Source organism: Brevibacillus fortis (genome assembly GCF_003013395.1).
In the GTDB taxonomy this organism is placed as follows: Bacteria; Bacillota; Bacilli; order Brevibacillales; family Brevibacillaceae; genus Brevibacillus; species Brevibacillus fortis.
On the sequence record NZ_PXZM01000003.1, the window covers coordinates 164,430 to 187,434 of the forward strand.

Consider the following 23,005-nt stretch of genomic DNA (forward strand, 5'->3'; position numbering starts at 1 on the left):
ATCCCTTCTTTCGCTGGCTTATTAGCAAAATCCTACACCTATGACGTCATGGACAAGGGATTGGTTACCAAAAGAAAAGCCGACGACTCACAAAATAAGTCATCGGCTATCCTCATTATTTGCCCACTGAGACAAAGGACTGCTCAGGCGCTTTCTTTTTCGGTGCTTTGGCATCGCCTTTCTTCTGGCTCATTTCAAAAGCGGCCAAAATCGCCTCTTGACGCTTCATACCGGATTTCTCCAACTCCTCCATCGTGGAGACGATTTGCTTGTAATCTTTTGGAATGACTTTGACGAACTGTTTGACTGTACGTTCCCATTCATTGAGCAAAGCTTGTGCATGACGGCTACCTGTGTGGCTGACGTGGTTTTCCAGCAAGCGTTTGACTCGAGCGATCTCCTGTTGATCTTCAAGCGTCTCCAGGAGTACCATCTCTTGATTGCACATCGCCGCAAACTTTTCTTTATCCTCAGCTACAACGTACGCTGTACCGCCTGACATGCCTGCTGCAAAGTTTTTGCCGACGGGACCGAGAACAACGACACGTCCCCCAGTCATATACTCGCAGCCATGGTCACCTACTCCTTCAACGACAGCAGTCACTCCGCTGTTGCGAACACAGAATCGCTCACCAGCCAGACCGTTGATATACGCCTCACCAGACGTCGCTCCGTAGAACGCAACGTTTCCGATAATCATGTTGTGCTCGGGTGCGAATTTGCTTTTCTTCGATGGCGCGACGGTGATTTTCCCGCCGGACAGCCCTTTTCCTACGTAGTCATTCGCATCTCCCTCGAGACGAAGTGTGATGCCCCGCGGTACAAATGCCCCGAAGCTTTGACCTGCCGAGCCAGTAAATTGCAGGCGGATTGTATCCTCCGGCAGACCGTGCTCGCCAAAGCGTTTGGTTACCTCGCTGCCCAGGATCGTCCCGACCACGCGATTCGTATTGGTAATGGCGAGTTTAGCCTCTACCTGCTGCTGTTTATCCAATGCTGGCTTGCACAGCTTGAGCAGTTTTTGACGATCCAGCGTTTCTTCCAGCTTGTGATCCTGGTTGCGTTGATGATAGCGGCCCACTTCCTCGGAGACATCCGGTTGGAACAAGAGCGCGGACAAATCGATGTGTTTGGCTTTCCAGTGTTCTTTTGCCTTGTCGCTCATCTTCAGCACATGGCTCTGACCGACCATCGACTCGATGGAGCGATAACCCAGCTGTGCCATAATCTCGCGAACTTCACGGGCAACGAGACGCATGAAGTTCACAGCGTGCTGCGGATCACCCTTAAACCGTTTTCGCAGCTCGGGATTCTGTGTCGCCACACCTACTGGGCATGTATCGAGGTGGCATACGCGAGCCATGACACACCCTATGGAAACAAGTGGTGCCGTTGCGAAGCCGAATTCCTCCGCACCGAGTAGAGCTGCAATGACGACGTCGCGTCCCGTCATCAGTTTGCCGTCCGTTTCCAGAACCACACGGTCGCGCAATTCGTTCAGCAAGAGTGTCTGATGGGTCTCAGCAAGACCGAGCTCCCATGGCAGACCTGCGTGTTTAATGCTTGATTTAGGTGAAGCACCTGTGCCGCCATCGTGACCACTGACTACAATGACATCTGCAAGACCTTTCGCCACACCAGCCGCAATCGTCCCGACTCCAGCCTTGGATACGAGCTTCACGCTGATTCGTGCACGCGGATTCGCATTTTTCAAGTCGAAAATCAGCTGTGCCAAATCCTCGATTGAATAAATATCGTGATGTGGCGGCGGTGAAATGAGTCCTACTCCTGGCGTTGATCCGCGCACTTCGGCAATCCATGGGTAGACTTTGCTTCCTGGCAATTGACCGCCTTCACCCGGCTTTGCTCCCTGTGCCATCTTGATCTGGATCTCAGAGGCATTGACCAAGTAATGACTGGATACACCAAAGCGTCCCGATGCAACCTGCTTGATGGCACTGCGTCGCAAATCTCCGTTTTCATCCATGATGTACCGTGCCGAATCTTCGCCGCCTTCCCCGCTGTTGCTTTTCGCACCCAACCGGTTCATGGCAATCGCTAAGGTCTCATGTGCTTCCTTGCTGAGAGAGCCGTATGACATCGCCCCCGTTTTAAAACGATGAACAATGGAGTCAACAGATTCTACCTCGCTGAGCGGAATCGGCTGTCGATTGGACTTGAAATCGAGCAAATGCCGCAGGGCCACGAATTGCTGTGCTGTCGCTTGTTCCGCATAGATTTTGTACTGCTCATAGCTGCCTTCCCGACAAGCTTTTTGCAGGGCATGAACCGTCTTCGGATTGAACAAGTGGAATTCACCGTCACGGCGGAACTGAAAATCGCTACCCGCATCCAAAGCTTCCTCAGAATGCTCAGGCAAAAATGCTTTCGCATGGCGAATCAGTGTCTCTTCCGCAATCACATCCAGGCCGATCCCCGAAATCTGTGAAGGAGTACGGCTAAAATAGCGATCGATGACGGCAGAATGGATGCCAACCGCTTCAAAAATTTGTGCACCGCGGTAGCTCTGAATGGTCGAAATGCCCATCTTGGACATGACCTTTACAACACCTTCTACGGCTGTTTGCAGGTACACTTCGATTGCTTCGTCGATTGTGATGTCTTTCAGCTTTTCCGATACAACCAGATGGTTTACCGTTGAGATGGCGACGTATGGATTGATCGCGTCGGCACCGTAACCAATCAGCATGGCGAACTGGTGCACATCACGCGGTTCACCGGATTCTATGATGATGCTAGCTTTGGTACGTGTCCCTGCACGGACGAGATGATGGTGAAGTCCACTTCCAGCCAGCAAGGCAGGTATCGCAGCCAAATCCGGATTCATTCCGCGGTCTGATAAAATCAGCAAGGTGTAGCCAGCCGCAATCGCTTCGTCCGCCGAAGCGAACAATTGATCGAGTGCCAACTCTAACCCCTGTTCTCCCTCTTGCGCTGGGAAGAGTATCGGTAACGTTATCACCTTGAACTCTTGGTATGGGTTTGCGCGAAGCTTTGTCAGCTCCTGATTGGAGATCAATGGGTTGGTCAAACGTATTCTTCTGCAATTGTTCGCATCTGGTGTGAGCAGGTTGCCTTCCGCGCCAAGCACAGTATGCGTCGATGTTACGCAGGCCTCCCTCAGCGCATCAATCGGCGGATTCGTTACTTGGGCGAATGACTGCTTGAAATAGTGGTACAAAAGCTGTGCGCGATCTGACAATACCGCGAGTGGTGTGTCTACGCCCATGGAACCGATAGGATCTTTTTGCTCAGCCACCATCGGGGCAAGTACCTTGTCAACCTCCTCCTGTGTATAGCCAAATGCTTTTTGATGTACAAGCAGGCTCTCTCCTTGTAACTCCTCCGTGCGACCTGCTGCTGGCAAATCCTCAATAGCTTGCAGGTTGTTTTTTACCCATTCCCGATATGGCTGTTCGCTTGCGATTTTTTGCTTAATCTCCTCGTCAGATACGATTCTGCCTTCTTCGAGGTCGACAAGCAGCATCCGTCCAGGACTAAGTCGGCCTTTTTGGACAATCGTTTCATCTGGTACTTCGAGAACTCCAACCTCTGATGAGAAAATAATCGTATCATCGGACGTCACATAGTATCTCGCTGGTCGCAATCCGTTTCGGTCGAGAATCGCGCCGATATGTCTGCCATCCGTGAAGGAAATAGCTGTTGGACCGTCCCACGGCTCCATCAGGCAGCTATGATATTCGTAAAAAGCTTTCTTATTTTCGTCGATTCGCTCATCCTGATCCCACGTTTCAGGAATCATCATCATCGCGACATGCGGCAAAGAACGGCCAGCCAGCGAGAAAAACTCCACGCAGTTATCCAAGATCGCCGAATCACTGCCCGCCATATCAATGACTGGCACCACTTTTGCCAAATCAGCACCAAACGCCTCAGACTGGAACATTTTTTCACGAGCCATCATCCAGTTGATGTTTCCTTGCAAGGTGTTGATTTCCCCGTTGTGAATCAAATAACGATTCGGGTGTGCTCTCTCCCATGTAGGGAATGTGTTCGTGCTAAAACGCGAGTGAACGACCGAGAAGGTAGAAGTGTAAGAATTATCTTGCAAATCAAGGTAAAAAGCATCCAGTTGTCCTGGTGTGAGCAATCCTTTATAGACAATCGTTCGCGAAGACATGGACGCTGCGTAAAAATCAGCACCTGCTGCCTGTTCCACCTGCTTGCGAATGACGTACAGTTTCCGTTCAAACGCCATTTGGTCCTGTATATTCGAGCTGGCTCCGATGAATACTTGGCGGACATAAGGCTGACTCGCTACAGCCGTTTTACCGATTCTCGTCGCATCGACAGGAACGGTTCTCCAGCCGAGCAGCTTTTGTCCTTCTGCTGAGACAATCGCCTCCAGCTGCGCTTCATACGTTTGGCGTTTCGCTTCATCCATTGGAAGAAACAGCATACCTACACCGTATTTTCCTTGCACAGGCAGCGTGATATTCAGCTCTTTACAGGTCTTTTTGAAAAAGGCGTGTGGAATTTGCGTCAAGATCCCTGCACCGTCTCCCGTTTCTGGGTCACTGCCTTGACCGCCGCGGTGTTCCAGTTGGCACAGAATTTTCAGACCCTTTCGGACCATTTCATGCGTTGATTTGGATTTCAAATTGGCAATAAAACCAATTCCGCAAGCGTCATGTTCAAAAATCGGATCGTACAGACCTTGCTTAGCAGGCATTCCTTGTGTCGTCATGTATCTCCACTCTCCTTGCTCTCTCTGGTATTTCAATTTTAGATTGAGTGAAACGATACAAACAATATATAATTTATGCAAAATCTATCTCAAATCGAGATAAATGGGTAAGGTGGGGGTATTCATGGAGCTACGACAGATTCAATACTTCATCGAGGTCGCCAAACGAGAGCACTTCACCGAAGCCTCACATAATTTGCACGTTGCCCAATCTGCCCTCAGTCGGCAAATTGCCAATCTGGAGGCGGAGCTCGGCGTGTCGCTGTTCCTCCGCGAAGGTCGCAATATTAAATTGACGGCAGTTGGCAAAATCTTTTTGCAGCACGTCGAAATGGCGATGAACGAAATCGAGAAAGCAAAAGAAAAGATCGAGGAGTTCCTCGACCCGTCACGCGGCACGATTCGGGTAGGTTTTACGAGCAGCCTCGCTGCCAATCCCCTGCCGACGGTCATCTCCGGTTTTCGTGCGCGCTATCCAGATATCGGCTTTCAATTGAAGCAAGGGTCTTATCAGGGGCTGATCGATTCAGTCATCAACGGTGAGATCGACTTGGCTTTTCTTGGCCCTGTTCCTACTCAGGAAAAAAATGTCCGCAGCCATATCTTCTTTGCGGAAAACATCGTGGCACTCCTGCCCGCCAAGCACCCGCTGTCCAAGCTGCCGAGTTTGCGGCTCAGTCAGTTGCAGGAAGATACGTTTGTGTTGTTTCCACCCGGTTTCATCCTCCGTAATATCGCCGTCAATGCTTGCTCGCAAATGGGCTTCTCTCCTAAAGTTGCTTTTGAAGGGGAAGATATCGATGCGATTAAAGGGTTAGTAGCGGCAGGCTTGGGCGTCACTTTGTTGCCAGAGCTTACGTTAACAGATAACGTTCCGCGTGAGACAGTGAAAATCCCGATTAGTGAGCCATTAGTGACGCGAACAGTGGGCATCATCATTCCCAACAACCGTGAGCTTCCACCTTCTGAAAAGCTTTTTTATCATTTTTTGAAAGAGTTTTTTGATGTGTTGAGTAAGTACAGTTAAGAAAAAGAATTTCAAACTACTGACAGACAGTTGTCAGTAGTCGACTCTTATAATCAGAAGTATCATCCATTTGAAGGAGGAACTTCGATGAAGAATCTCAACCAAACCTTGCGGGGCTTTGCTACGATCAGTTATTGGGCAGATGATGTGCAGGCGGCAAAAAAGTGGTACACGGAACTACTGGGCATTGGGCCATACTTCGAGCGGTCTGGACCGGATGGACAGCTCGCCTATGTCGAGTTTCGCATTGGAGACTACCAGCACGAACTCGGCCTCATTGATCGCCGCTTTGCACCTGCTGCTGCAATACCTGGTCCGGGTGGCGCTGTGATGTACTGGCACGTCGACGATATCGAATCCGTACTGGAGAAGCTGTTATCCATGGGAGCAAAAGAGTACGAACCCCTGATCCAACGCGGGGCCGGATTCATAACGGCTTCTGTCCTTGATCCATTTGGGAATGTCCTCGGCATCATGTACAATTCACACTACCTAGAGATTCTTGGTTCCTTCCAAACAGAGTAAGGGAGAAAAAAGTCCTGATGAACAGATGCATCAGGACTTTTGTGTATCTTCCTTCAGTCGCAGCCAGTAGCTTTTCACATACCATGGCCTCTCGCTTTCGGTGACACCACCAAGAAGCGTATGATCGGGGAATCAATGCCGAGTTCTGGCTTGGGTATTCCCGCCCAAAATCCCGCCGGGAATTTTATACGGTCTGATTTCATTACGTATGGATCTCCTTTAGTTGCTTACCGATTCCAAGAAAGAGGGTTGTCTTTCGAGTGGCTGCTATGAAGGTGAATCATCGTACCCGTTATTTTTGCTTTCCCATTGCTTTCATGATTTCTTCAATCCCGTCTATTTTTGCAAGAGCCATCGGTCCAGGTAACGAAGGGTCTGCCAAATCATAGACTCGGTTGTTTTTGACGGCGTTCAAGCTATTCCAGACGTTGCTACCTTTCAGGGCCTCTTTCACACCGCCTTCGATCGGCGTTTGCCAATTATTGATCACGAACAGATGGTCTGGATTTAGCTGAGCGAGGCTCTCCAATGAGAGCTGCCCATTTTCATTGGCGCCTTCTGTTCGTTTCAAGCCAAGGCCATCATAAAATGGATCAAAACGTCCATCGTTCCACGTAACGAACTGCTCTTTCCCTCTGTACATCACGAACATGACTGACTCCTGATTGCGAAAGGCGAGCTGTTCTTTGTATGCCGCCGATTTTCGATCAAACTCGGCTAGCACATTCGCAGACTTCTCCTCTTTTCCAATAATAGCTGCTATTTGTTGAAGGGTTTCACGCCAATCCCCAGCTTGAGGCAAGATGACAGTCGGTGCAATTTGCGATAGTTTTTCGTATTGGTCGCGCATGTCATCAGCGGCAATAATGACATGAAATGATGGAAGGTTGACACTGGAATGCCGATGCCAAGCATGTGGAACGGCTCATTTTCACCGTATTCAAACCTCGCTTCCACTTCTGACATGAATTGCAGCGAGCAAAGTCCTGGCAGCAATTGGTGCTCTTTTCCTTGTACGCAGATCCCTCTTTCCCCTTTTAAACAAAAATTAAGCTCTACCATGGGTCTTTTCGTAGAAAGAGAGATGCTCTGTTGTCGGTAAAATGTATAGTCGGAGGGTATAGCGGATCGAGGAAAATTTTACTATGATAATGGCAAGAGTGGCACATTTCAGCAAGAGAGGTGATGTTTCGATGCTAGATTTAGCAAGTCCTGCTTGGGAAAAGCTACAAGGTCCATATGGTTTTTCCGATCGCGTCCCTGCTCTCATCCAGCATATTCAGCATGACTATTTTTCCGAAGAAAAAGAAGAGTTGTATTGGGAGCTTCTGTATCATCAAAATACAATTTATCCATGTACATATGCTGCGGTCCCCTATTTAGTAGAGATCGCGCTGAAAACAAAAAGGCCTGACATTTTGTTGGATATCTTCGTGACCTGCGGGATTTTCGAAGCGAATAACCCCAATGCGCCTCAGGTAGACTTACCTTTGGAGTTTTTACGAGAGCAAACTCAATTAGAGCCAGACACTATCCAAGAGATTTACCGTGAATATCATCGTGCCATTCAATCCTTGAGCAAGCTGACAGAAGCACTCTTTCAATCGGTACAATCGGAAGAACAGGCTGGAGAAAAGCGCTACGTATTAGCGGCGGACGCTGCCTTTCGAGGTGATAAAGACATTGCCAGTATGCTTCTCACCTATTTGGAGGGAGATGAATATGTGATCGTCTGTCCAACCTGCGATACTTCCCTCTATTTATGGCCGGACGAGGAGAAGAGTTGCTTATATGCCTACGAGGAAGACCCGGTATCTCACGGCATAGCCAAGCCATTCGCCATCAATCCTAACAGTCAGACGTCTACACAGGACACTCGGTACCAGGCGTTATTTCGGCAGGTATGCGAAATCGATGAACCTTTGCTGCTTGCCCACCTTCCCTATCTTGCAGGAGAAATGAACTGTTGCTCGTGTGACTCCCCGATGCTGATTTGGACAGAGTTACTTAGTGAATTCTAGACTGCCTGATAAATAAAACAGCGGCGACCTAAGACCTGAAAAGATAGTCTTAGACTCACCGCTGTTTGGATTGAACGATCTAACCATTCCAATGATAGATGAGTTGCACAACACCAGAAGAGAACGTTCTTGTTTTCACCATTTTTAAATCCAACCTCTTTTTTAAATCAATAAACAACGGTTTTCCTTCTCCCAAAATAACAGGGTGAACAGATAATCTATATTCATCAATAAGCCCTAAATGGATAAAAGTTGTGATAAGACTTGCTCCACCATATAGCCAGATGTCTTTACCAGGCTTATTCTTTAATTGATTTACTTCTTCAAGAATATGATCATTTATGAATATTGCTTTATGATCAGTCCCTTTTTGCGTCTTGGAAAATACGTATTTTTCTTTACGATGAACAATTTCCCACATTTCTTTTTCAGTATCCGTATGTTCATTGTCTGGAGTAAATTGTCCCCATAAATCATAACTTTTTCTTCCATATAAAATCGTATCAATTTGATTTAAGAAATCAATAAACCCCATCTCAGAGTCCATCATGCACCAATCAACTTCTCCGTTTTTCCCTTCAATAAAACCATCTAAAGTAACTGCTAAATCTAAAATGATTCTTCGTTTCATGATTTGTCACTCCTTTCGTTGATCTATCACCCATACTAGACCTTTATATATGTCACCCTGTGTCATATTAATTACAGAAAAGGCAAAAACGAAACCCGCCAACTTCTGACCGATTGAGGAAGTTAGCGGGTTTATGTGTGTTTTACACTAGCTGATCAATAACATCCGCTAGCGTGCCTTTCGTTGTGCGTAGCAAGTTCTCGGGAGTAAGCTCGATTTGCACCCCAATGTTTCCGCCACTGACAATAATCGTATCAAGCGCTTCCGCTTTTTGATCAATCACGGTCGGAAACAATTTCTTCATCCCAACTGGCGAACATCCGCCACGAATATAGCCAGATACCTTGGTGATCTCCTTCACGGGAATCATCTCTATTTTCTTCTCGCCGACTGCTTTCGCCGCTTTTTTGAGATCAAGCTCTGCTTCAACCGGAATGACAAACACATAGTACGATTTGCTCGTCCCTTGCGAAATCAGTGTTTTATAGACAACGTTCTCTTCGCGACCAATCTTTTGGGCGACAGCGATCCCATCGATTTTCCCATCATCAGTTGCATACGTCAGCATGGTGTATGCGATTTTTTCTTTGTCCAATATCCGCATCGCATTCGTTTTTCCTTGCTTCACACTATTCCACCTCCACTACACGCTAGTCAACAAAATTTGACACTCCCCATGCCTAAAGACAGGGGATTCTTGGGTAGTCACTCCTAACGGAGTGAATTTTACCAAGCTATCCCTGTGTGTCCCACAGTTTAGTTAACTACGCCAACAATCGAAGTCCTTCTTGCTCAATATTGATAGCAGCGTTTTGGTCACGATCATGTTGTACGCTACAGTGCGGGCATATCCAACTGCGCAAGTTGAGACTTTTCACTTCTTTGTTGCGGTATCCACAGTTTGGAGTTGAGCAGAGCTGGCTTGAAGGAAATTGTTTTCCAACAATGGAGACATTTCTTCCATACCATTCTGCCTTATACTCCAGAATCGTACGAAACATCGACCACGAAGCATCTGCAATGGATTTGGCTAACTTGTGATTTTTGACCATATTTTCCACTTGCAAGTCCTCCAAACAGATCACTTGGCTTTCGTTGATCAGCTTGGTTGACAGCTTGTGTAGGAAATCGTTACGGGTTTTTGCAATTTTTTCGTGGAGTCGAGCTACTTTGATACGCGCCTTGTTCCGGTTGTTGCTGCCTTTTTGTCTACGAGATTGAATCCGTTGCCACTTCGCCAGTTGTTTTTCATACTTGCGATAGTATTTGGGATTTGCCACCTTCTCACCAGTAGAGAGAATGGCGAAATCCTTGATCCCAAGGTCAATCCCAACTGTTTGTTCTACTTTTGGGAGTAATTTACTCTCTGTTTCACACAATACGGACACAAAGTATTTACCTGAAGGATTACATCTAATCGTAGCCGATAGGATTCGCCCTTCAACTTCTCTGGATTTAGCAAACGATACCAATCCCAGCTTAGGAAGTTTGATGCGATTCCCTTCTATTTTGATGTTCATCTTGTATGTATAGGATTGCTTTGGGTTCTTCTTGCTCTTGAATTTGGGATAGCCTTTTTTCTCTTTGAAAAACTTTTTGTAGGAGGAGTCCAAATCTTTTAAGGTTGATTGCTGGGCAGTGGAGTCCACTTCTTTCAACCATTCGATTTCTTTTTTTAGTTGCGTGAGCAAAGCAGAACAGTCGTTGTAATTCAGCGTTTTGTTTTCTTGTTCGTAAGCATCTTTTCGTTTCGCAAGAAAGTGATTGAATACAAAGCGAGCACATCCAATTGTCTTGTTGATGAGTGTTGCTTGTTCTTTGTTTGGATACAAACGGAATTTGTAGGCTCTATGCAAGTTCAATCATTCCTTTCTTTTTGAGACTCCATGTATTTCTTAATCACATCGAGTTGCACCGTGCCAACCGTTGCAACAAAGTAGGAGTTTGTCCATAGCGAGGGAAGTCTGCTTTTGAGATGTCTAAATTCCATCCGCAACACTCTGGATGTATAGCCCTTCAAATGTTTTACGACTCGGTGGATTCCGAATTGCGGATCGTATTTGATGAGCAAATGAACATGATCAGGCATGATGTCCATTTCAACAACTTCCGCACGTAGTTCCACTGCCTTTTCAAGAAACAACTCTTTTAATCGAATGTCTACTGGCTCTTTCAAAACCTTTTTACGATACTTCGGACAAAAAACAACGTGATATTTACAGTCAAATACGACATTGTGGTTACTTTCCACTGATCTACTCAAAACCATCACCTATGGTTAATTATACCATTTCGGTAGATAGAGAAGACATAGCTAACGGAGATCGACAAAAATAAACTATTATTGTTTACTCTTAGCACCCCTACAGGGGATGCAGAGCAAAGTGCCTTATATCCCCATAGCTAAAGCAAGGGGTTTTACGGCACGAGTGATAATCTATCTTAGGGGATGGTGTCCTACTTTTCAACAAAAAAACGCCACTGACACAAGCATGTCAGCGGCGCCTCGTATTATTGAATCGTTACTTCGTCAATCTCGATATGGCCTGCAGGGCTAATCCATACACCCTGTACATTCTTTTGAATCGCCGCTAAGTTCTCGGAGAATCGGAATGGAATGAGCGGAGATTCGTTCATTTCGATTTGTTGTGCTTTTTCATAGAGTTGCTTCCGTTTTTCCGGGTCTGTTTCTCTACGTCCTTCATCGATCAGCTTGTCCACTTCCGGATTGTTGTAGAAGGAATGATTTCCTGGTGCGCCATGTGCTTTCGAGTGATACAGGTTCGCTTGGTTGTAATCGGCATCGCCTGTAGCATTCCCCCAGCCACTCATGAACAGGTCTGTCTCCCCTTTGGATGCTGCTTCGATATACGCCCCGAATTCCATGACATCCAGTTGCAAATCGATGCCGATCGGCTTCAGTTGCTGTTGCAGTACTTCCGCTACGCTAATCCGCGCCTTATTGTCATTCAAGGCAATTTTTGCTTTGAATCCGTTCGGATAACCCGCTTCTGCGAGCAATTGCTTCGCTTTCTCGATGTCATACTGAATGTCTTCTACATTCGGGCTGTATCCAACCATTGACGGTGAAATCGAGGAGTTTGCAGGTGTTCCCACGCTGTTGTAAACACCTTCAATAATGGTCTTCTTGTCGATAGCATGGGCAATGGCTTGGCGGACACGCACATCGTCAAATGGCTTTTTCTTCGTATTCAATCCGATGTGATCGACAGAGAAGCCAGGGTATCGTCCTAACTGCATCGACGGAGAATTTTGCACGCGATCGATGTCCGTCACAGGCAAGTTCTCCGCAACTTGTGCTTCACCAGTTTCAACCATTGCCAGGCGAGTCGTGTCTTCCGGTACGGTTTTGAAGACGACTTTATCCAGATTCGGTGTACCGCCATAGTAGTTATCGTTTCTCACGAGAACAACTTCTTGGCCAGGCGTCCATTTTTCGAATTTGTACGGGCCCGTACCAGTTGGATTCTTGCTCAAATCTTTTCCATATTGCTCAATGGCTTTCGGGCTGATGATGCTTCCCTCTGCGCTCGCTAAAACGGACAAAAGTGGTGCGTACGGGTAATTCAGAAGAAACTGTACGGTGTACTCATCAACCACTTTCACTTCTTTGATTGCTTCAAACATGTTAATCCGGCTGGAGCCAACGGCAGGGTCCTGAACGCGAGCGATCGTTGCCTTTACCGCTTCCGCATTGAAAGGTGCGCCATCATGGAACGTCACGCCTTGACGTAGCTTGAACTCCCACGTCAAGTCATCGAGCTGCTTCCACTCACTTGCTAGAGATGGGACATATTTGCTTTCTTTATCCATTCGGACAAGCCCTTCGTATACTTTGTGATGAACGATGGCTGCCGAAGGGATTTGGGACAGGAAATGCGGGTCTAGGTTGTTCGCATCGGACAGACGAGCGATGACGAGGGTTCCTCCTGTTTTGCCAGCCTCCGCAGTCCCCCCTGCTTGTCCACCACTAGTGGACGTATCCTGCCCCGACGAACATCCTGCCAAAGCCGCAGATACCGCGATTGTCATGGCAATCAGCGTGTGATAAAAGCTCTTCTTTTTCATCTGTGTTCCCCCATTCTTGGCAATGTTTTAGCATTCAAACATATTTTATTTTAGATAATATTCAGTCATTATTTTTTCAGTTTGTTTACCTTTATTTTCAGTTTCTTTACAACTTTATATATAAACAAAAAACTCTCTCCTGTAATAAGGAGAGAGCCATCTATCCAACCGTTTCTTTATCCGTTGGTGTTTACCAAAATCTTCGCTTGGGTTTTATCTGTCAACAAAAGCTCAAAGCCTTCCTCGACAATGTTCGCGAGATCGATTTTCTTCGTGATGACCTGCGCCACATCCATTTGTTTGGAAGCAATCAGGCGAATGACCTCCGGGTAGATGTGTCGATAAGCCAGGGTAGCCGCAACACTTGTTTCTTTCACCATCATTTGAAACAAGTCAATCTCTACTGGTTTGGCAAAGGCTGCGATCACCATGACCTGTCCGCCTTTTTTGGTGACAGAAAGCGCGTTGGTGAAAGTAGGCTGTGCACCTGCAGCTTCATAGGCAACATCAATACCGTCAGTAAGAGCCAAGATGGTTGAAACCGTGTCAACCTCCGCAGCATTGACAATATGAGAAGCTCCGATTACTTTTGCCTTTTCCAATCGCTCCTGCGAAACATCAACGACGACGATCTCAGATGCACCTGCCGCTTTGGCAGCAAGAACGGTGAGTAGTCCAATAGGACCTGCTCCAAAAACAGCTACCTTATCTCCTACCTGTAGCTTACTCTCCCGTACAGCATGCAAAGCAACGGCAGCCGGTTCTACCAAGGCGCCTTCTTCCAAAGTGACATTCTCAGGTAGCTTGTGAACCATTTTCGGCTCAACAACCACATACTCAGCAAAGCCGCCATTCGCATGAAGACCAATAAATCCGACGGACAAGCATTGGTTATAATGTCCTTTTTTGCAATACTCACATTCGCCACAATAAACCAAAGGCTCAATGGCTACGCGATCTCCGGGTTGGATGCCCGTTACTCCTTCCCCGACTTCTGTTACAATCCCCGAGAATTCATGCCCCATCGTCATAGGTGCCTTTTGTCCGGTCAATGGGTGAACATGTTCTACCGGAATTCCCATACCATGATGGTAGGCATGCAGGTCGCTGCCGCAAATACCCGCCCATGCTGTTTGGATCATGACTTTTCCCGCTGAAATGACCGGCAGCGCTGCCTCTTCGACACGTACATCTTTTTTTCCATGCCATATGGCTGCTTTCATCTATCATGCATCTCCTCGTTACATAGACTATGAAACTGCTTGCATGGTATAGTGTACTCCTCTTTTTTCCTAAAATATATTAATATAAATTACAGTTAACTTTAAGAAAATTAATAGAAAAGAGACATGATACATGAATATCGATCAGCTCGTCTATGTCGTGGAAGTCGCGAAAACCAAATCGATTTCCATTGCATCGGAAAATTTGCTCGTCACGCAGTCTACCATCAGTCAAGCCATTACACGCCTTGAGGATGAGCTCGGAATGAAGCTGTTTATACGCTCTCGGTTAGGAGCCATCCCTACACAGGAAGCTTCCTCGATTCTTGAGAAATGTCAGCACATCTTGGATACCGTTCAAGATATAAAAGAAGAGGCCACGTATCAAACGGAAGCATTGCGCGGTCATTTGAGACTCTCAGTCTTACCAGGAGCGATGCCCCTGCTCGTGCAAGCCGTTTCCACCATGAAAGCTGTCTATCCTGACATCGAATTTGAACTTTCGGAAAAAGCTTCGATGGACATCGTCAAGGACATACGGAATCGACGAACGGATCTGGGCTTGATTGCCATGTATGAGGACGACGAGCGATACAAAAACAACGGCTTATTTTTTCAGCCCTTTTCGAAAGGTCGTCTTGTACTTGCCATGAGCAAGCATTCCCCACTCGCAGCGAAAAAGATCGTGACCATAGAAGAGCTTCGTGACCAGTCTTTTGTTTTATTAAATGACGAATTTATCGATCAATTTATCGACGAGCTTACTCACATGTTCGGCTCGACTTCCATCTTATTTCGAACCAATCATACAGACGCAATTCGCGTTGCATTGATTCGGCAAATGGCTATTTCAGTCGGACACGACTATTCCTTTTCTCTTAACTCGTACATGCGAAGTCCAATGAATGAAATCGTTACTGTTGAGCTCGATATGCCCCAGCGTCCCATTCTCTTTGGTTTTTTGCGTGCGGAAGTGAATCACGTCAATCGAATTGCAGAGCTGTTTGTTAATCGTTTTCAGTATGAAATGAGTAAAATGCCAAACGTACACTCGTAAGACACAAAAACCGCAGAAGACCTGTTTCTTCTGCGGCTTTTATCCGTTCGATAGGAGCGTGTTCCTTCTATCTGACAAATTCACTTTTTAACAGACCATACAGGTATTCATCATAGTAACGGCCTTTCGTATAAATCATATTCCGAAGCTTGCTCTAGCTTTACTCTATTTCTTCTGTGTGCTCACCAGCCAATCAGCTAGCTCCTCTGTTTGCGATAAGGTTGCAATTGGATCGAAATACCACGATTTATCTTTTTTCCAGATGTACACGCGATTATTTTTCACAGCATCGAGTGTTCCCCAAATAGGGTCAGCCTGCAGATCGGACAAGGTTCGGTCTTCGGATGTCAGGATGATGTAATCGCCAGCAAAAGTAGGCAGAACCTCGCCCGATACTTCAACGGACTGTTGCTCCATAATCTCTTTGGCTACCCCTACAGGTGGCTTGTATCCTAGCGCTGAATAAACGGCTTGTCCACCTCTTCCAAAATTATCCCCAAACACGCCTGTGTTCTTACCCCAATCCTGCATGATAGAGAACGTAGCGTCTGCTGGCACTGCCTTTGCAACCTTCTCTCGGGCACTAGCGATACGCTGATCGTACTCAGCCAACCAAGCTGTTGCCTCTTTTTCTTTCCCCAACAGTTTTCCGACAAAGGTGATCTCTTCATGCACGTTCTTCAATTCACCAAAGGGAACGACTACCGTAGGCGCGATTTTTTTATACTGCTCATAGGCTGCTTCATTTCCCGTGACGATTAAGTCTGGTTGTAGCTCAAGCATTTTTTCCAGCGAGATGTTTTCGTACTCTCCGATATTCTCTACGCCAGCCAAAGCCTCTGCGAAGTACGGATTTTTTAGATTCAGCTCTGGAGTTCCAATTGGTTTTACATTCAAGGCAATGAAGCTTCCCAAATACAGATCGACGATAATTCGCTTCGGGTCTGCCGGGATCTCGATTTCCCCTTTTATGGTCGAGATTTTTCGGGTCAGGTTGTTGTTTTCAACTGTATCCGTTTGTTGAACTGCTTGCCCGACTCCCGTAGTGCTGGTTGTAGTTGAGCTCGTGGTACATGCACTCAATACGAGTGCAAAGCAAAACAATAAGGTAGCCACCATGGGCACTTTGCGACTGTACATGGATGAATCTTCCTCTCCATCATAACGATAACGATTCTCATAATCATCATTACTATACCGTCGGGTACCCGTCATAACAATGGACAATCCACGCGATCTGTATGGACGATTTTCCGTATCCATCTCCCATGCACCTCGCTGTCTGAAGTGTCCGGGTGAAGTTCCCGTCAGCTTTTTAAAGATTCGCGTGAAGTATAACCTGTCCGTATAACCTATTTTTTCAGCAATATCTTGGATCGGTGCTTCTGTATGGAGTAATAGCTCTTTGGCCTTTTGAATTCTCACTTGGATCACGAAGTCGATTAAGCTGTTACCCGTCTGTTTTTTAAAGAGTCTGGATAAATTCTTGGCACTGTACCCAAAATGCTGCGCAAGTGAATCAAGCGTAAGTGGTTCTTGGTAGTGAGAATGTATATGGGAAATGACAAGCTCGACCACATCGGGCTTATCTGTATGGCCTGTTTGCACATGCAATTGTCGCAAGATCTGATAAACGAACAGCTGAAAAAGCGCCTTCACATGGAACTTTTGCAATTGGCTTGTGCATTGCCATTCCTCGTAAATCTGATGAACGAGGTCAAACATCTCCAATGGATTATCGGGCTTCAACTGATAGATTCGATGAAAAGCGCTTGCTTCTTCCCGTATAATGACACGATCATTTCGCCATGGCCAAGGAAACGACACGACAGCCTTATACAAGATGAGATAATAAGAGAATTCCTCCGCGGTCAAATGAATGTCCAAGCGAGTACCCTTGCCCGCATGCAAGACCGAAAACGGTTTGACGTCAACATTCATTCCGTCCAAATAAATCTGAGCACTCCCCTTCGTGCTGTAGATAAACCCACTCGTCGGCAACCGATACGAAGCCAGTTTTTCGCCTCCATGTTGATACTGCTTACGAATATCTATAATTTTGATTGTGGCATAATTCCAGTATAGAGCGAAGTCTTCTAGCCTCATCCCATCTATCCTCCATTTCCTTCTGGTTGCCCATCCCTCACCTTTCTTCTATTTTATTGATAATCATTCTCACAGTCAATTAACTCCTACAGCCCATAGAAAAAAGAGAGACTCTTCACGAATCTCTCTTCCTTTCCTGCACCCGAATTACGAGGAACGAGTCAATGGCTTTTTCATCATATTGACGTACTGCACCACATACAAATATTGCTGCGTTAACGACTCCGCATCCGCTTTTACTTCCTGCAAATAACGATTGCCTTCCACGTGTAGATCTTCTATTAGAGAGCCGAGGAAGCTCATATCGTATTCTGTCGCGAGATTTTGCAGCTTTTTCAACTCCTGCAAATCTTGCTTGTCAAGTTTATGGATTCCTTTGAGTAACAAGCGTTCCTGCCATTCCGTCAGCTTTTCGGTAAAGGAATTTAACTCCTCCATATTCTTATCTCCACTCCCTCACCGTTATAAGTCCAATTTAAAGCTCGTCAGCGATTTGCCCTGCATGATGCTGATCGGATAAAGCCCATCTCCTATCTTTTGCACAAGCAAATACACATCGCGCAACTCTAGCAATCGTTTGCTTTGTTCGAGATGACGTATATTACGGGCGAATTCCCCCTGATAGGAGATGCTCAAATGGAGGGAATGACCTTGCTCGTCTTCGATCGTCAAAATCAACTGCTGCGTTTTCTGATCGAATTCGACTTGATTGAACTTCTTCGCTTTCAATACAAAAACCGAGTCCAACGCGGTTTCAAACATGTCGCCTGCTCCGTCCTTCCAATCACTTGACCAGTCGTGGACCAAAATCTTGCCGAGATCCAGCTCTTCAATATTGTCTCTGGGCACGATAGTTAGCCGCGTCTCTTCACTGGAAGACAAGCGTTGCTCCCGATTCGTCTTCGCTTGTGTCAGGAGGACCTGTGAATGAGAGAGCTCTTCCATGGAGATCAACTCGCCCCAGGGAACCTTGCCTTTATAGCTGTCCTTAAAAGAAAAGGAAATGCCTTCATAATACACGGGGCGGGCTTCTGTGTACGTGTAGATACGTTGATCATCAAGCGAATAAAAGTAATACGTAATCCCCTTGTACCCTGACCGCGTCTCCCATGGATTTGCTCCCAACGCATACAGACTTAACTGCGGAACCATATGGTACTTGCTCTTGAAGCTGCCGAGCAGTTGTTTTTTCGCTTCGGTTTGATCGGTCTTCTCTAGGGCAAGCAAGCCAAGATACACCTGGGAAAGTCGGTCGAGCAGCGCTTCCGTTGAAAACTTGACATGACGCTGAAAAAATAAGTTCAGTTCACCATGAATGCCGCGAATATCCTTTTCCACACGGGGAAGATTCCCGTTATGCGCGGCGATGGCAAGAAGCTCCAATCGTGTACAAATCGTCTGGGATAGCTTCGCCAAGCCGATGCCAAGAATCTCTGCGATTAGAGCTTTGGCTTCCGCTACAACATCGGTATCATAGCTGACATCAGTTACGGATGCTTGTAACTGCTCGCGATCCTGTAGCTGATGCAGCGCCCGATAGCGCAAAATGACCTCCAGCTTGTGCAAGCAATTGCCTTTCGCCTTGCAGGTGCACATGCTCTTTCCGATCTCCGAATCACTGTCAAAAGAGACGGATATATCTTGGGTGCGCAATGTCATGGTTAAAAAGGATGTTTCCACGACCTCCATCTCCTCGAAATAGTCGAGGCGAAACAGCGCTTCTTCTAGCTGCGCTGGGGTAAAGGCCTTGCTAATGTGAGCCGGCTGCAATTGCAAGAGCCAGCTAAAGTCAGGCTTGTAAGTCTCCAACTCATCGTCAGCCTCTGCTCCTGCTTGCAAATGGTTTTGGGCATAGTAGACGATGGCGATGATGACATGCTTGCATATCTTGTCAGATGGACATGAGCAGGAAAAGCGATCAATATCCGCATGAAGTCGGCATACGCTGTCATCAGACAGCGCACACTCGACGTAATCGTCCCTGAACTCGTACGTAACGGTGAGTCCTTTTTCCATTTCCTTGATGGAACGATTGTAAATTCCTTTGTTCGCGTATTTGATCAGATACTCTTCGTTGCACAGCGCGATAAACCGATGAAATTCCGATGTGAAATCCGCCATCGTTATTTTCCTGCTGCACGCATGACATCATAGACGGTTTCGCTAAAAATGCGTGTTGGAATATCCGTGAGCTTCAGCCGATCCACTGGTTTGAAGTAAAAATGCTTGTACTCGGCATCTTTATTCGGAAAGAAAGCCAGTGCTTCCAGCTTCACATCCTCCATTCCTTCCCAATACGAAATACTCGCCCCATTGATTTTCAGCTCAGCCACCATTCCGTCATACAGCTTGTAAAACTCGTAATAATAACCGGCATCAAGCGGCGTTCCTTTGACCCAGCCGAATTTCTCCATCATTTTTGCAAATGCGGTAGGTGAGTACGATTCATCTGGCAGGCGGAGCACTTCATTTGCTTTGCATTCTTCTTCTGTACGCAGGAACGCTTCCCGGTTCAACTGCTCAAACGGTTGCGTAATCTCGTAATCATCCAGCTGCGTGCGCCAGCCGCTCAACATCTCTTCGTCGAGCTCCAATGGATGAATCAAGCCAATGAGTTGCTCATCTGCCAACTCATATTCATCCTCGTCCACGGTGTTAAATGTCCCATCGTCCATATAGCGGAACGTATCTGTGAGCTTTCCGTCCTCGTATACACCCCAGATGAGTCCGATTGCGAATTTTTGCATCAACACGTTCTCCACAAAGAGACGTTTCCATGCTGCCGTTGACCAATATCGCGATTTGGAAAGGGACTCCTCCAGACGAAGAGATTGTACTTTCACCATGTTTTTCAGGTCTTTTTTCAATTGAGCAAAAGTCAATCGCGCTTGTTCAGCCTTCTCCTGATCGTCTTTCGCGGACGGTGCAGGCAGATTTTTTACTGCTTTTCCTGTACTGTCGTTCGTGACTTCCAGCTCCAGCTCATTGCTGACCTTAACCGTGAAGGTGCGATCGCCGTAGTCAAACACTTGCTTGCCGGACTCATCGAAGCCGAGCGTGGTAACCAGTCTGTCTTCCAGTTCCATCGCGGAAATGTTCTGATTCGCAGCCGCCATGGAGAGTGCCTCTTCTGCTGCTGTTTTGACCTGCCTGTTTTTGATCGTTCGCTTGATCTGGTCGATTAGACGCAGCGCAGTCAAATCATTCGAGAACGACAGGGCACGTACGCCATCTGCCGCCAAAGCACCGCGGGAATGATCTGTCCAGTCCTTAATTAACTGACCAATTGTATCGACTATGCGACGATCTCCGAAGGCGACGCAGAGCGGCATGACCCATTTTTCTTTGGCGACTGCTCCATTATCGAGCCATGAGCGCAAGGCTTCGACTGTAAAGTCAGCAACAGATGCCGCATGCAGAGACGGTTTCAAGTCAAGCACCAACGGGTTCGGTGCTGTCGGGAAATCGATCGAAGCCGTTAGCATGTATTCCATTACTTCTTGCCCCAGCACGTTGCCATCTTGATCGCGAAGGACTGGCATGCGCTCCAGTGGCATCCATTTAATCCGTGTGAGCTTGCGCTTGTCGGTCAGGTTGCCTAAATGGGTCAAACTCGCATCTGGCCCTTGCTCCTCGGCGTCGATAAATGTTTGCAGCAGTGTTTTAAACTTGCTGCTCTTTTCTGTTGTCAACAGCTCTTGGAAAATCTCCTTGTTATTGTCCAAGGAGCGAATCGCATCAAGCGCCATTTCCTTGACCTTTGCTTTTTTCTCAGTTTGATAGACGTGCAAATAAAGCTCCTTGTCTTTGGCCTGAAGAAACGCTGCACCACCGAGGCCGCTTACTTTCTTCGAGCTGTCAGACAATCCGAGCAGAATCGCTTGGTTGCGCAATTCTTCTGACAGTGTCTCCTTTGCCGCTAATAGGGTTTGCATCACAAACGCGCGAAGCTCCGTATCCAGCTTGTCAAATTGCGCCAGACTCATATCCGGATTCGCTACGACCAACGAACGATACACCTCTTCATTGACGTCTGTGTAATAATAGTGCATTTCCTTTATGGACAAAATCTGATAGAAAAGTGCCTGGATATCTACAGCTTCATCCTTTTGATAATGATCAATAATGGCGATCAATCGATCCTGGAAGGCATGAGCGAAGCACATATGGCCTACTCTTCGACTGGACTTGTCTTTGTATTGGCACATGAACGGAATCAGACGCGCAATAAACGGATGGTCCACAGGCAAGAAGCTCAGCAGGATCATCTGCTGTCTTACCAGTTGTACGTCCTCCAGATGAACATGCTCAAGCACATCTTCCAGCACAGCTTTTTCATCCAAATAGTTCGCCAGCTTCGTCGAGCCCTTCGCACGTCGCAGCGCGTCTTGAACAATCCCTTCCAAAGAAGGTTGGAATTCGGAGAGATCCACGCCTTCTGCCGCCAACGTTTTGTATAAAAATCCTTTGACCATCGGGATCGAAGCAAGCTCAAGCGCTCGTCTGGATTTGGTTACATCTTCAAGCGCCAGCTGTTTGACCTGCTCCCAAAGCGTCGGCGGGGATAGCAAATGTTCGCGTAGTCCCAGCAGTAGATCGTAAGGCTCATCCATGTGCACGAGCCCAGACAGTCTCTTATCTTCAGACAGGATATCCAGCGGGAACATGTCAAAAAGAATTTGCAAGGTGTCGAGCAGCTCCCGATCAATCTCCTCTTCCTTCTTCAAAAATGCACTGATCCCGCCTTTGACGTGAATGCGGAAATACAGTAAGCTGATGACCATCTCCATATAACGCTTCAAATGCTTCTGGTTCAAAAGGGAACCTTCTTTGACCTGCTCTTCAGGATAATACTTTTCTCGTAGCGCAGCCTTTTTCTCTTTGACGAACGACGGGTACAACGACTCGTTGGTCAGTAAATTGTTACTCGAAAACTGCATAGTCACGACTTCTTTTGTAATGGTATGCAGCTCTTTTATATATTCGCGCGTATCACCTGTGAGCAGGTAATAGTAGATCGGCATCAGCTTTTCTTTTGCTGCTTCCAATACGCTCGGAGATATCGTGTACGCATACGAAATGAATAGCAAAAATTTGGCCCGCTCAAATGTCGAGGAGTAATCACGACTGATGCTTACGTGATAATCCTCCGCAGCTTTTAACAAAAATTCGCCAAACAACGCAGGACCAAAATGCTCGGCCGTTTTTCTCATGGCCTCCAATGCTTTCTGATCTTTTGCCCGGATGTCAGCCTCATCGATTTCCTTCATACTCTGCAATTCGATCTGGTCCAGGATGCATTCATCCAAAACGTGTTTCTTATCGTAAAAACGGTTGCTTGCTTTGTAGATCAGTACAGCTGCTCGATAGAAAGCCTGCTCCTCCCCGCGTTTTTTCAGCTTGTCAAATTCGGATCGAACCGAATAGATGTAAAATCGCGGGTCCTCTGTGATTGCCGGACATTCGTCTGTGTCACCTGCAACGTAATCAGCGATTTGATCATACAAATGCTTGTTTCGATCACTTGCACTGATAAACTCCTCCACAAATTTCTTCGTAACCGGATTTAGGTCTGTCTTTCGTAAAACCATTCCTTA

General features: G+C 46.8%; 16 protein-coding genes and 1 pseudogene. 4 read left to right on the forward strand and 13 right to left on the reverse strand.

Features of this window, described 5'->3' with window-relative positions; genetic code table 11:
- Positions 1 to 115 precede the first annotated feature (115 nt).
- Complete coding sequence (gltB, locus tag C7R93_RS02415; protein WP_106837303.1) at positions 116 to 4,729, reverse strand: glutamate synthase large subunit; 4,614 nt, start codon at positions 4,727 to 4,729, stop codon at positions 116 to 118.
- A gap of 124 nt (positions 4,730 to 4,853) precedes the next feature.
- Between gltB and gltC the strand changes: the two genes are divergently transcribed.
- A complete protein-coding gene (gltC, locus tag C7R93_RS02420) occupies positions 4,854 to 5,756 on the forward strand; it encodes a glutamate biosynthesis transcriptional regulator GltC (protein ID WP_106837304.1) in 903 nt (300 codons plus the stop codon).
- A gap of 87 nt (positions 5,757 to 5,843) precedes the next feature.
- Positions 5,844 to 6,281, forward strand: coding sequence for a VOC family protein (locus tag C7R93_RS02425; RefSeq protein ID WP_106837305.1), 438 nt, complete (start codon positions 5,844 to 5,846; stop codon positions 6,279 to 6,281).
- 292 nt (positions 6,282 to 6,573) lie between these two features.
- On the opposite strand, the pseudogene C7R93_RS02435 reads toward C7R93_RS02425, so the two are convergent.
- Positions 6,574 to 7,152: pseudogene (locus C7R93_RS02435) on the reverse strand (ABC transporter substrate-binding protein); the annotation flags it as partial.
- A complete protein-coding gene (locus tag C7R93_RS30530) occupies positions 7,041 to 7,343 on the reverse strand; it encodes a hypothetical protein (RefSeq protein ID WP_244191431.1) in 303 nt (100 codons plus the stop codon). The pseudogene C7R93_RS02435 and the gene C7R93_RS30530, both read right to left, overlap by 112 nt.
- Before the next feature lie 131 nt (positions 7,344 to 7,474).
- Between C7R93_RS30530 and C7R93_RS02445 the strand changes: the two genes are divergently transcribed.
- Complete coding sequence (locus tag C7R93_RS02445) at positions 7,475 to 8,302, forward strand: hypothetical protein (RefSeq protein WP_106837306.1); 828 nt, start codon at positions 7,475 to 7,477, stop codon at positions 8,300 to 8,302.
- Positions 8,303 to 8,381: 79 nt separating this feature from the next.
- On the opposite strand, the gene C7R93_RS02450 is transcribed toward C7R93_RS02445, so the two are convergent.
- From C7R93_RS02450 to C7R93_RS02475, 6 genes are all read right to left on the reverse strand, one after another.
- Positions 8,382 to 8,933 carry a dihydrofolate reductase family protein gene (locus tag C7R93_RS02450; RefSeq protein ID WP_106837307.1) on the reverse strand — a complete coding sequence of 184 codons (552 nt, stop codon included), beginning with the start codon at positions 8,931 to 8,933 and terminating at the stop codon, positions 8,382 to 8,384.
- A gap of 142 nt (positions 8,934 to 9,075) precedes the next feature.
- Positions 9,076 to 9,561: a Cys-tRNA(Pro) deacylase gene (gene ybaK / locus C7R93_RS02455; RefSeq protein ID WP_106837308.1), complete on the reverse strand. Its 486-nt coding sequence runs from the start codon at positions 9,559 to 9,561 to the stop codon at positions 9,076 to 9,078.
- Between the two features lie 136 nt (positions 9,562 to 9,697).
- Positions 9,698 to 10,789 carry an IS200/IS605 family element RNA-guided endonuclease TnpB gene (gene tnpB / locus C7R93_RS02460; protein ID WP_106837309.1) on the reverse strand — a complete coding sequence of 364 codons (1,092 nt, stop codon included), beginning with the start codon at positions 10,787 to 10,789 and terminating at the stop codon, positions 9,698 to 9,700.
- A gap of 2 nt (positions 10,790 to 10,791) precedes the next feature.
- On the reverse strand, positions 10,792 to 11,196 hold the full coding sequence (gene tnpA, locus C7R93_RS02465; RefSeq protein ID WP_425266725.1) for an IS200/IS605 family transposase: 405 nt from the start codon (positions 11,194 to 11,196) through the stop codon (positions 10,792 to 10,794).
- Between the two features lie 248 nt (positions 11,197 to 11,444).
- Complete coding sequence (locus C7R93_RS02470) at positions 11,445 to 13,022, reverse strand: glutathione ABC transporter substrate-binding protein (protein WP_106837311.1); 1,578 nt, start codon at positions 13,020 to 13,022, stop codon at positions 11,445 to 11,447.
- 176 nt (positions 13,023 to 13,198) lie between these two features.
- Entirely contained in the window at positions 13,199 to 14,245 is a 1,047-nt protein-coding gene (locus C7R93_RS02475; RefSeq protein ID WP_106837312.1) for a 2,3-butanediol dehydrogenase, read from the reverse strand.
- Positions 14,246 to 14,378: 133 nt separating this feature from the next.
- Between C7R93_RS02475 and C7R93_RS02480 the strand changes: the two genes are divergently transcribed.
- Positions 14,379 to 15,302, forward strand: a complete 924-nt coding sequence (locus C7R93_RS02480; RefSeq protein ID WP_106837313.1) for a LysR family transcriptional regulator — start codon at positions 14,379 to 14,381, stop codon at positions 15,300 to 15,302.
- Positions 15,303 to 15,467: 165 nt separating this feature from the next.
- Here the strand turns inward: C7R93_RS02480 and C7R93_RS02485 are convergent, their stop codons facing one another.
- The 4 genes from C7R93_RS02485 to C7R93_RS02500 form a co-directional block, all read right to left on the reverse strand.
- Entirely contained in the window at positions 15,468 to 17,408 is a 1,941-nt protein-coding gene (locus tag C7R93_RS02485) for an AraC family transcriptional regulator (RefSeq protein ID WP_106837314.1), read from the reverse strand.
- Positions 17,409 to 17,555: 147 nt separating this feature from the next.
- Positions 17,556 to 17,846, reverse strand: a complete 291-nt coding sequence (locus C7R93_RS02490) for a hypothetical protein (protein ID WP_106837315.1) — start codon at positions 17,844 to 17,846, stop codon at positions 17,556 to 17,558.
- A gap of 24 nt (positions 17,847 to 17,870) precedes the next feature.
- The gene (locus C7R93_RS02495) at positions 17,871 to 19,529 is read right to left on the reverse strand and encodes a hypothetical protein (protein ID WP_106837316.1); all 1,659 of its coding nucleotides are present in this window, start codon (positions 19,527 to 19,529) and stop codon (positions 17,871 to 17,873) included.
- Between the two features lie 2 nt (positions 19,530 to 19,531).
- Positions 19,532 to 22,999, reverse strand: a complete 3,468-nt coding sequence (locus C7R93_RS02500; RefSeq protein ID WP_106837317.1) for a DUF4132 domain-containing protein — start codon at positions 22,997 to 22,999, stop codon at positions 19,532 to 19,534.
- Positions 23,000 to 23,005: the final 6 nt, after the last annotated feature.

Excerpts from the sequence above, each read along its gene's own strand:
- C7R93_RS02495 (WP_106837316.1), bottom strand. The coding sequence starts at position 19,529 with ATGGCGGATTTCACATCGGAATTTCATCGGTTTATCGCGCTGTGCAAC.
- C7R93_RS02470 (WP_106837311.1), bottom strand. The coding sequence starts at position 13,022 with ATGAAAAAGAAGAGCTTTTATCACACGCTGATTGCCATGACAATCGCG.
- gltC (WP_106837304.1), top strand. The coding sequence starts at position 4,854 with ATGGAGCTACGACAGATTCAATACTTCATCGAGGTCGCCAAACGAGAG.
- C7R93_RS02475 (WP_106837312.1), bottom strand. The coding sequence starts at position 14,245 with ATGAAAGCAGCCATATGGCATGGAAAAAAAGATGTACGTGTCGAAGAG.
- C7R93_RS30530 (WP_244191431.1), bottom strand. The coding sequence starts at position 7,343 with ATGGTAGAGCTTAATTTTTGTTTAAAAGGGGAAAGAGGGATCTGCGTA.
- C7R93_RS02450 (WP_106837307.1), bottom strand. The coding sequence starts at position 8,933 with ATGAAACGAAGAATCATTTTAGATTTAGCAGTTACTTTAGATGGTTTT.
- gltB (WP_106837303.1), bottom strand. The coding sequence starts at position 4,729 with ATGACGACACAAGGAATGCCTGCTAAGCAAGGTCTGTACGATCCGATT.
- C7R93_RS02445 (WP_106837306.1), top strand. The coding sequence starts at position 7,475 with ATGCTAGATTTAGCAAGTCCTGCTTGGGAAAAGCTACAAGGTCCATAT.
- C7R93_RS02425 (WP_106837305.1), top strand. The coding sequence starts at position 5,844 with ATGAAGAATCTCAACCAAACCTTGCGGGGCTTTGCTACGATCAGTTAT.
- C7R93_RS02485 (WP_106837314.1), bottom strand. The coding sequence starts at position 17,408 with ATGAGGCTAGAAGACTTCGCTCTATACTGGAATTATGCCACAATCAAA.
- C7R93_RS02490 (WP_106837315.1), bottom strand. The coding sequence starts at position 17,846 with ATGGAGGAGTTAAATTCCTTTACCGAAAAGCTGACGGAATGGCAGGAA.
- C7R93_RS02480 (WP_106837313.1), top strand. The coding sequence starts at position 14,379 with ATGAATATCGATCAGCTCGTCTATGTCGTGGAAGTCGCGAAAACCAAA.
- C7R93_RS02500 (WP_106837317.1), bottom strand. The coding sequence starts at position 22,999 with ATGGTTTTACGAAAGACAGACCTAAATCCGGTTACGAAGAAATTTGTG.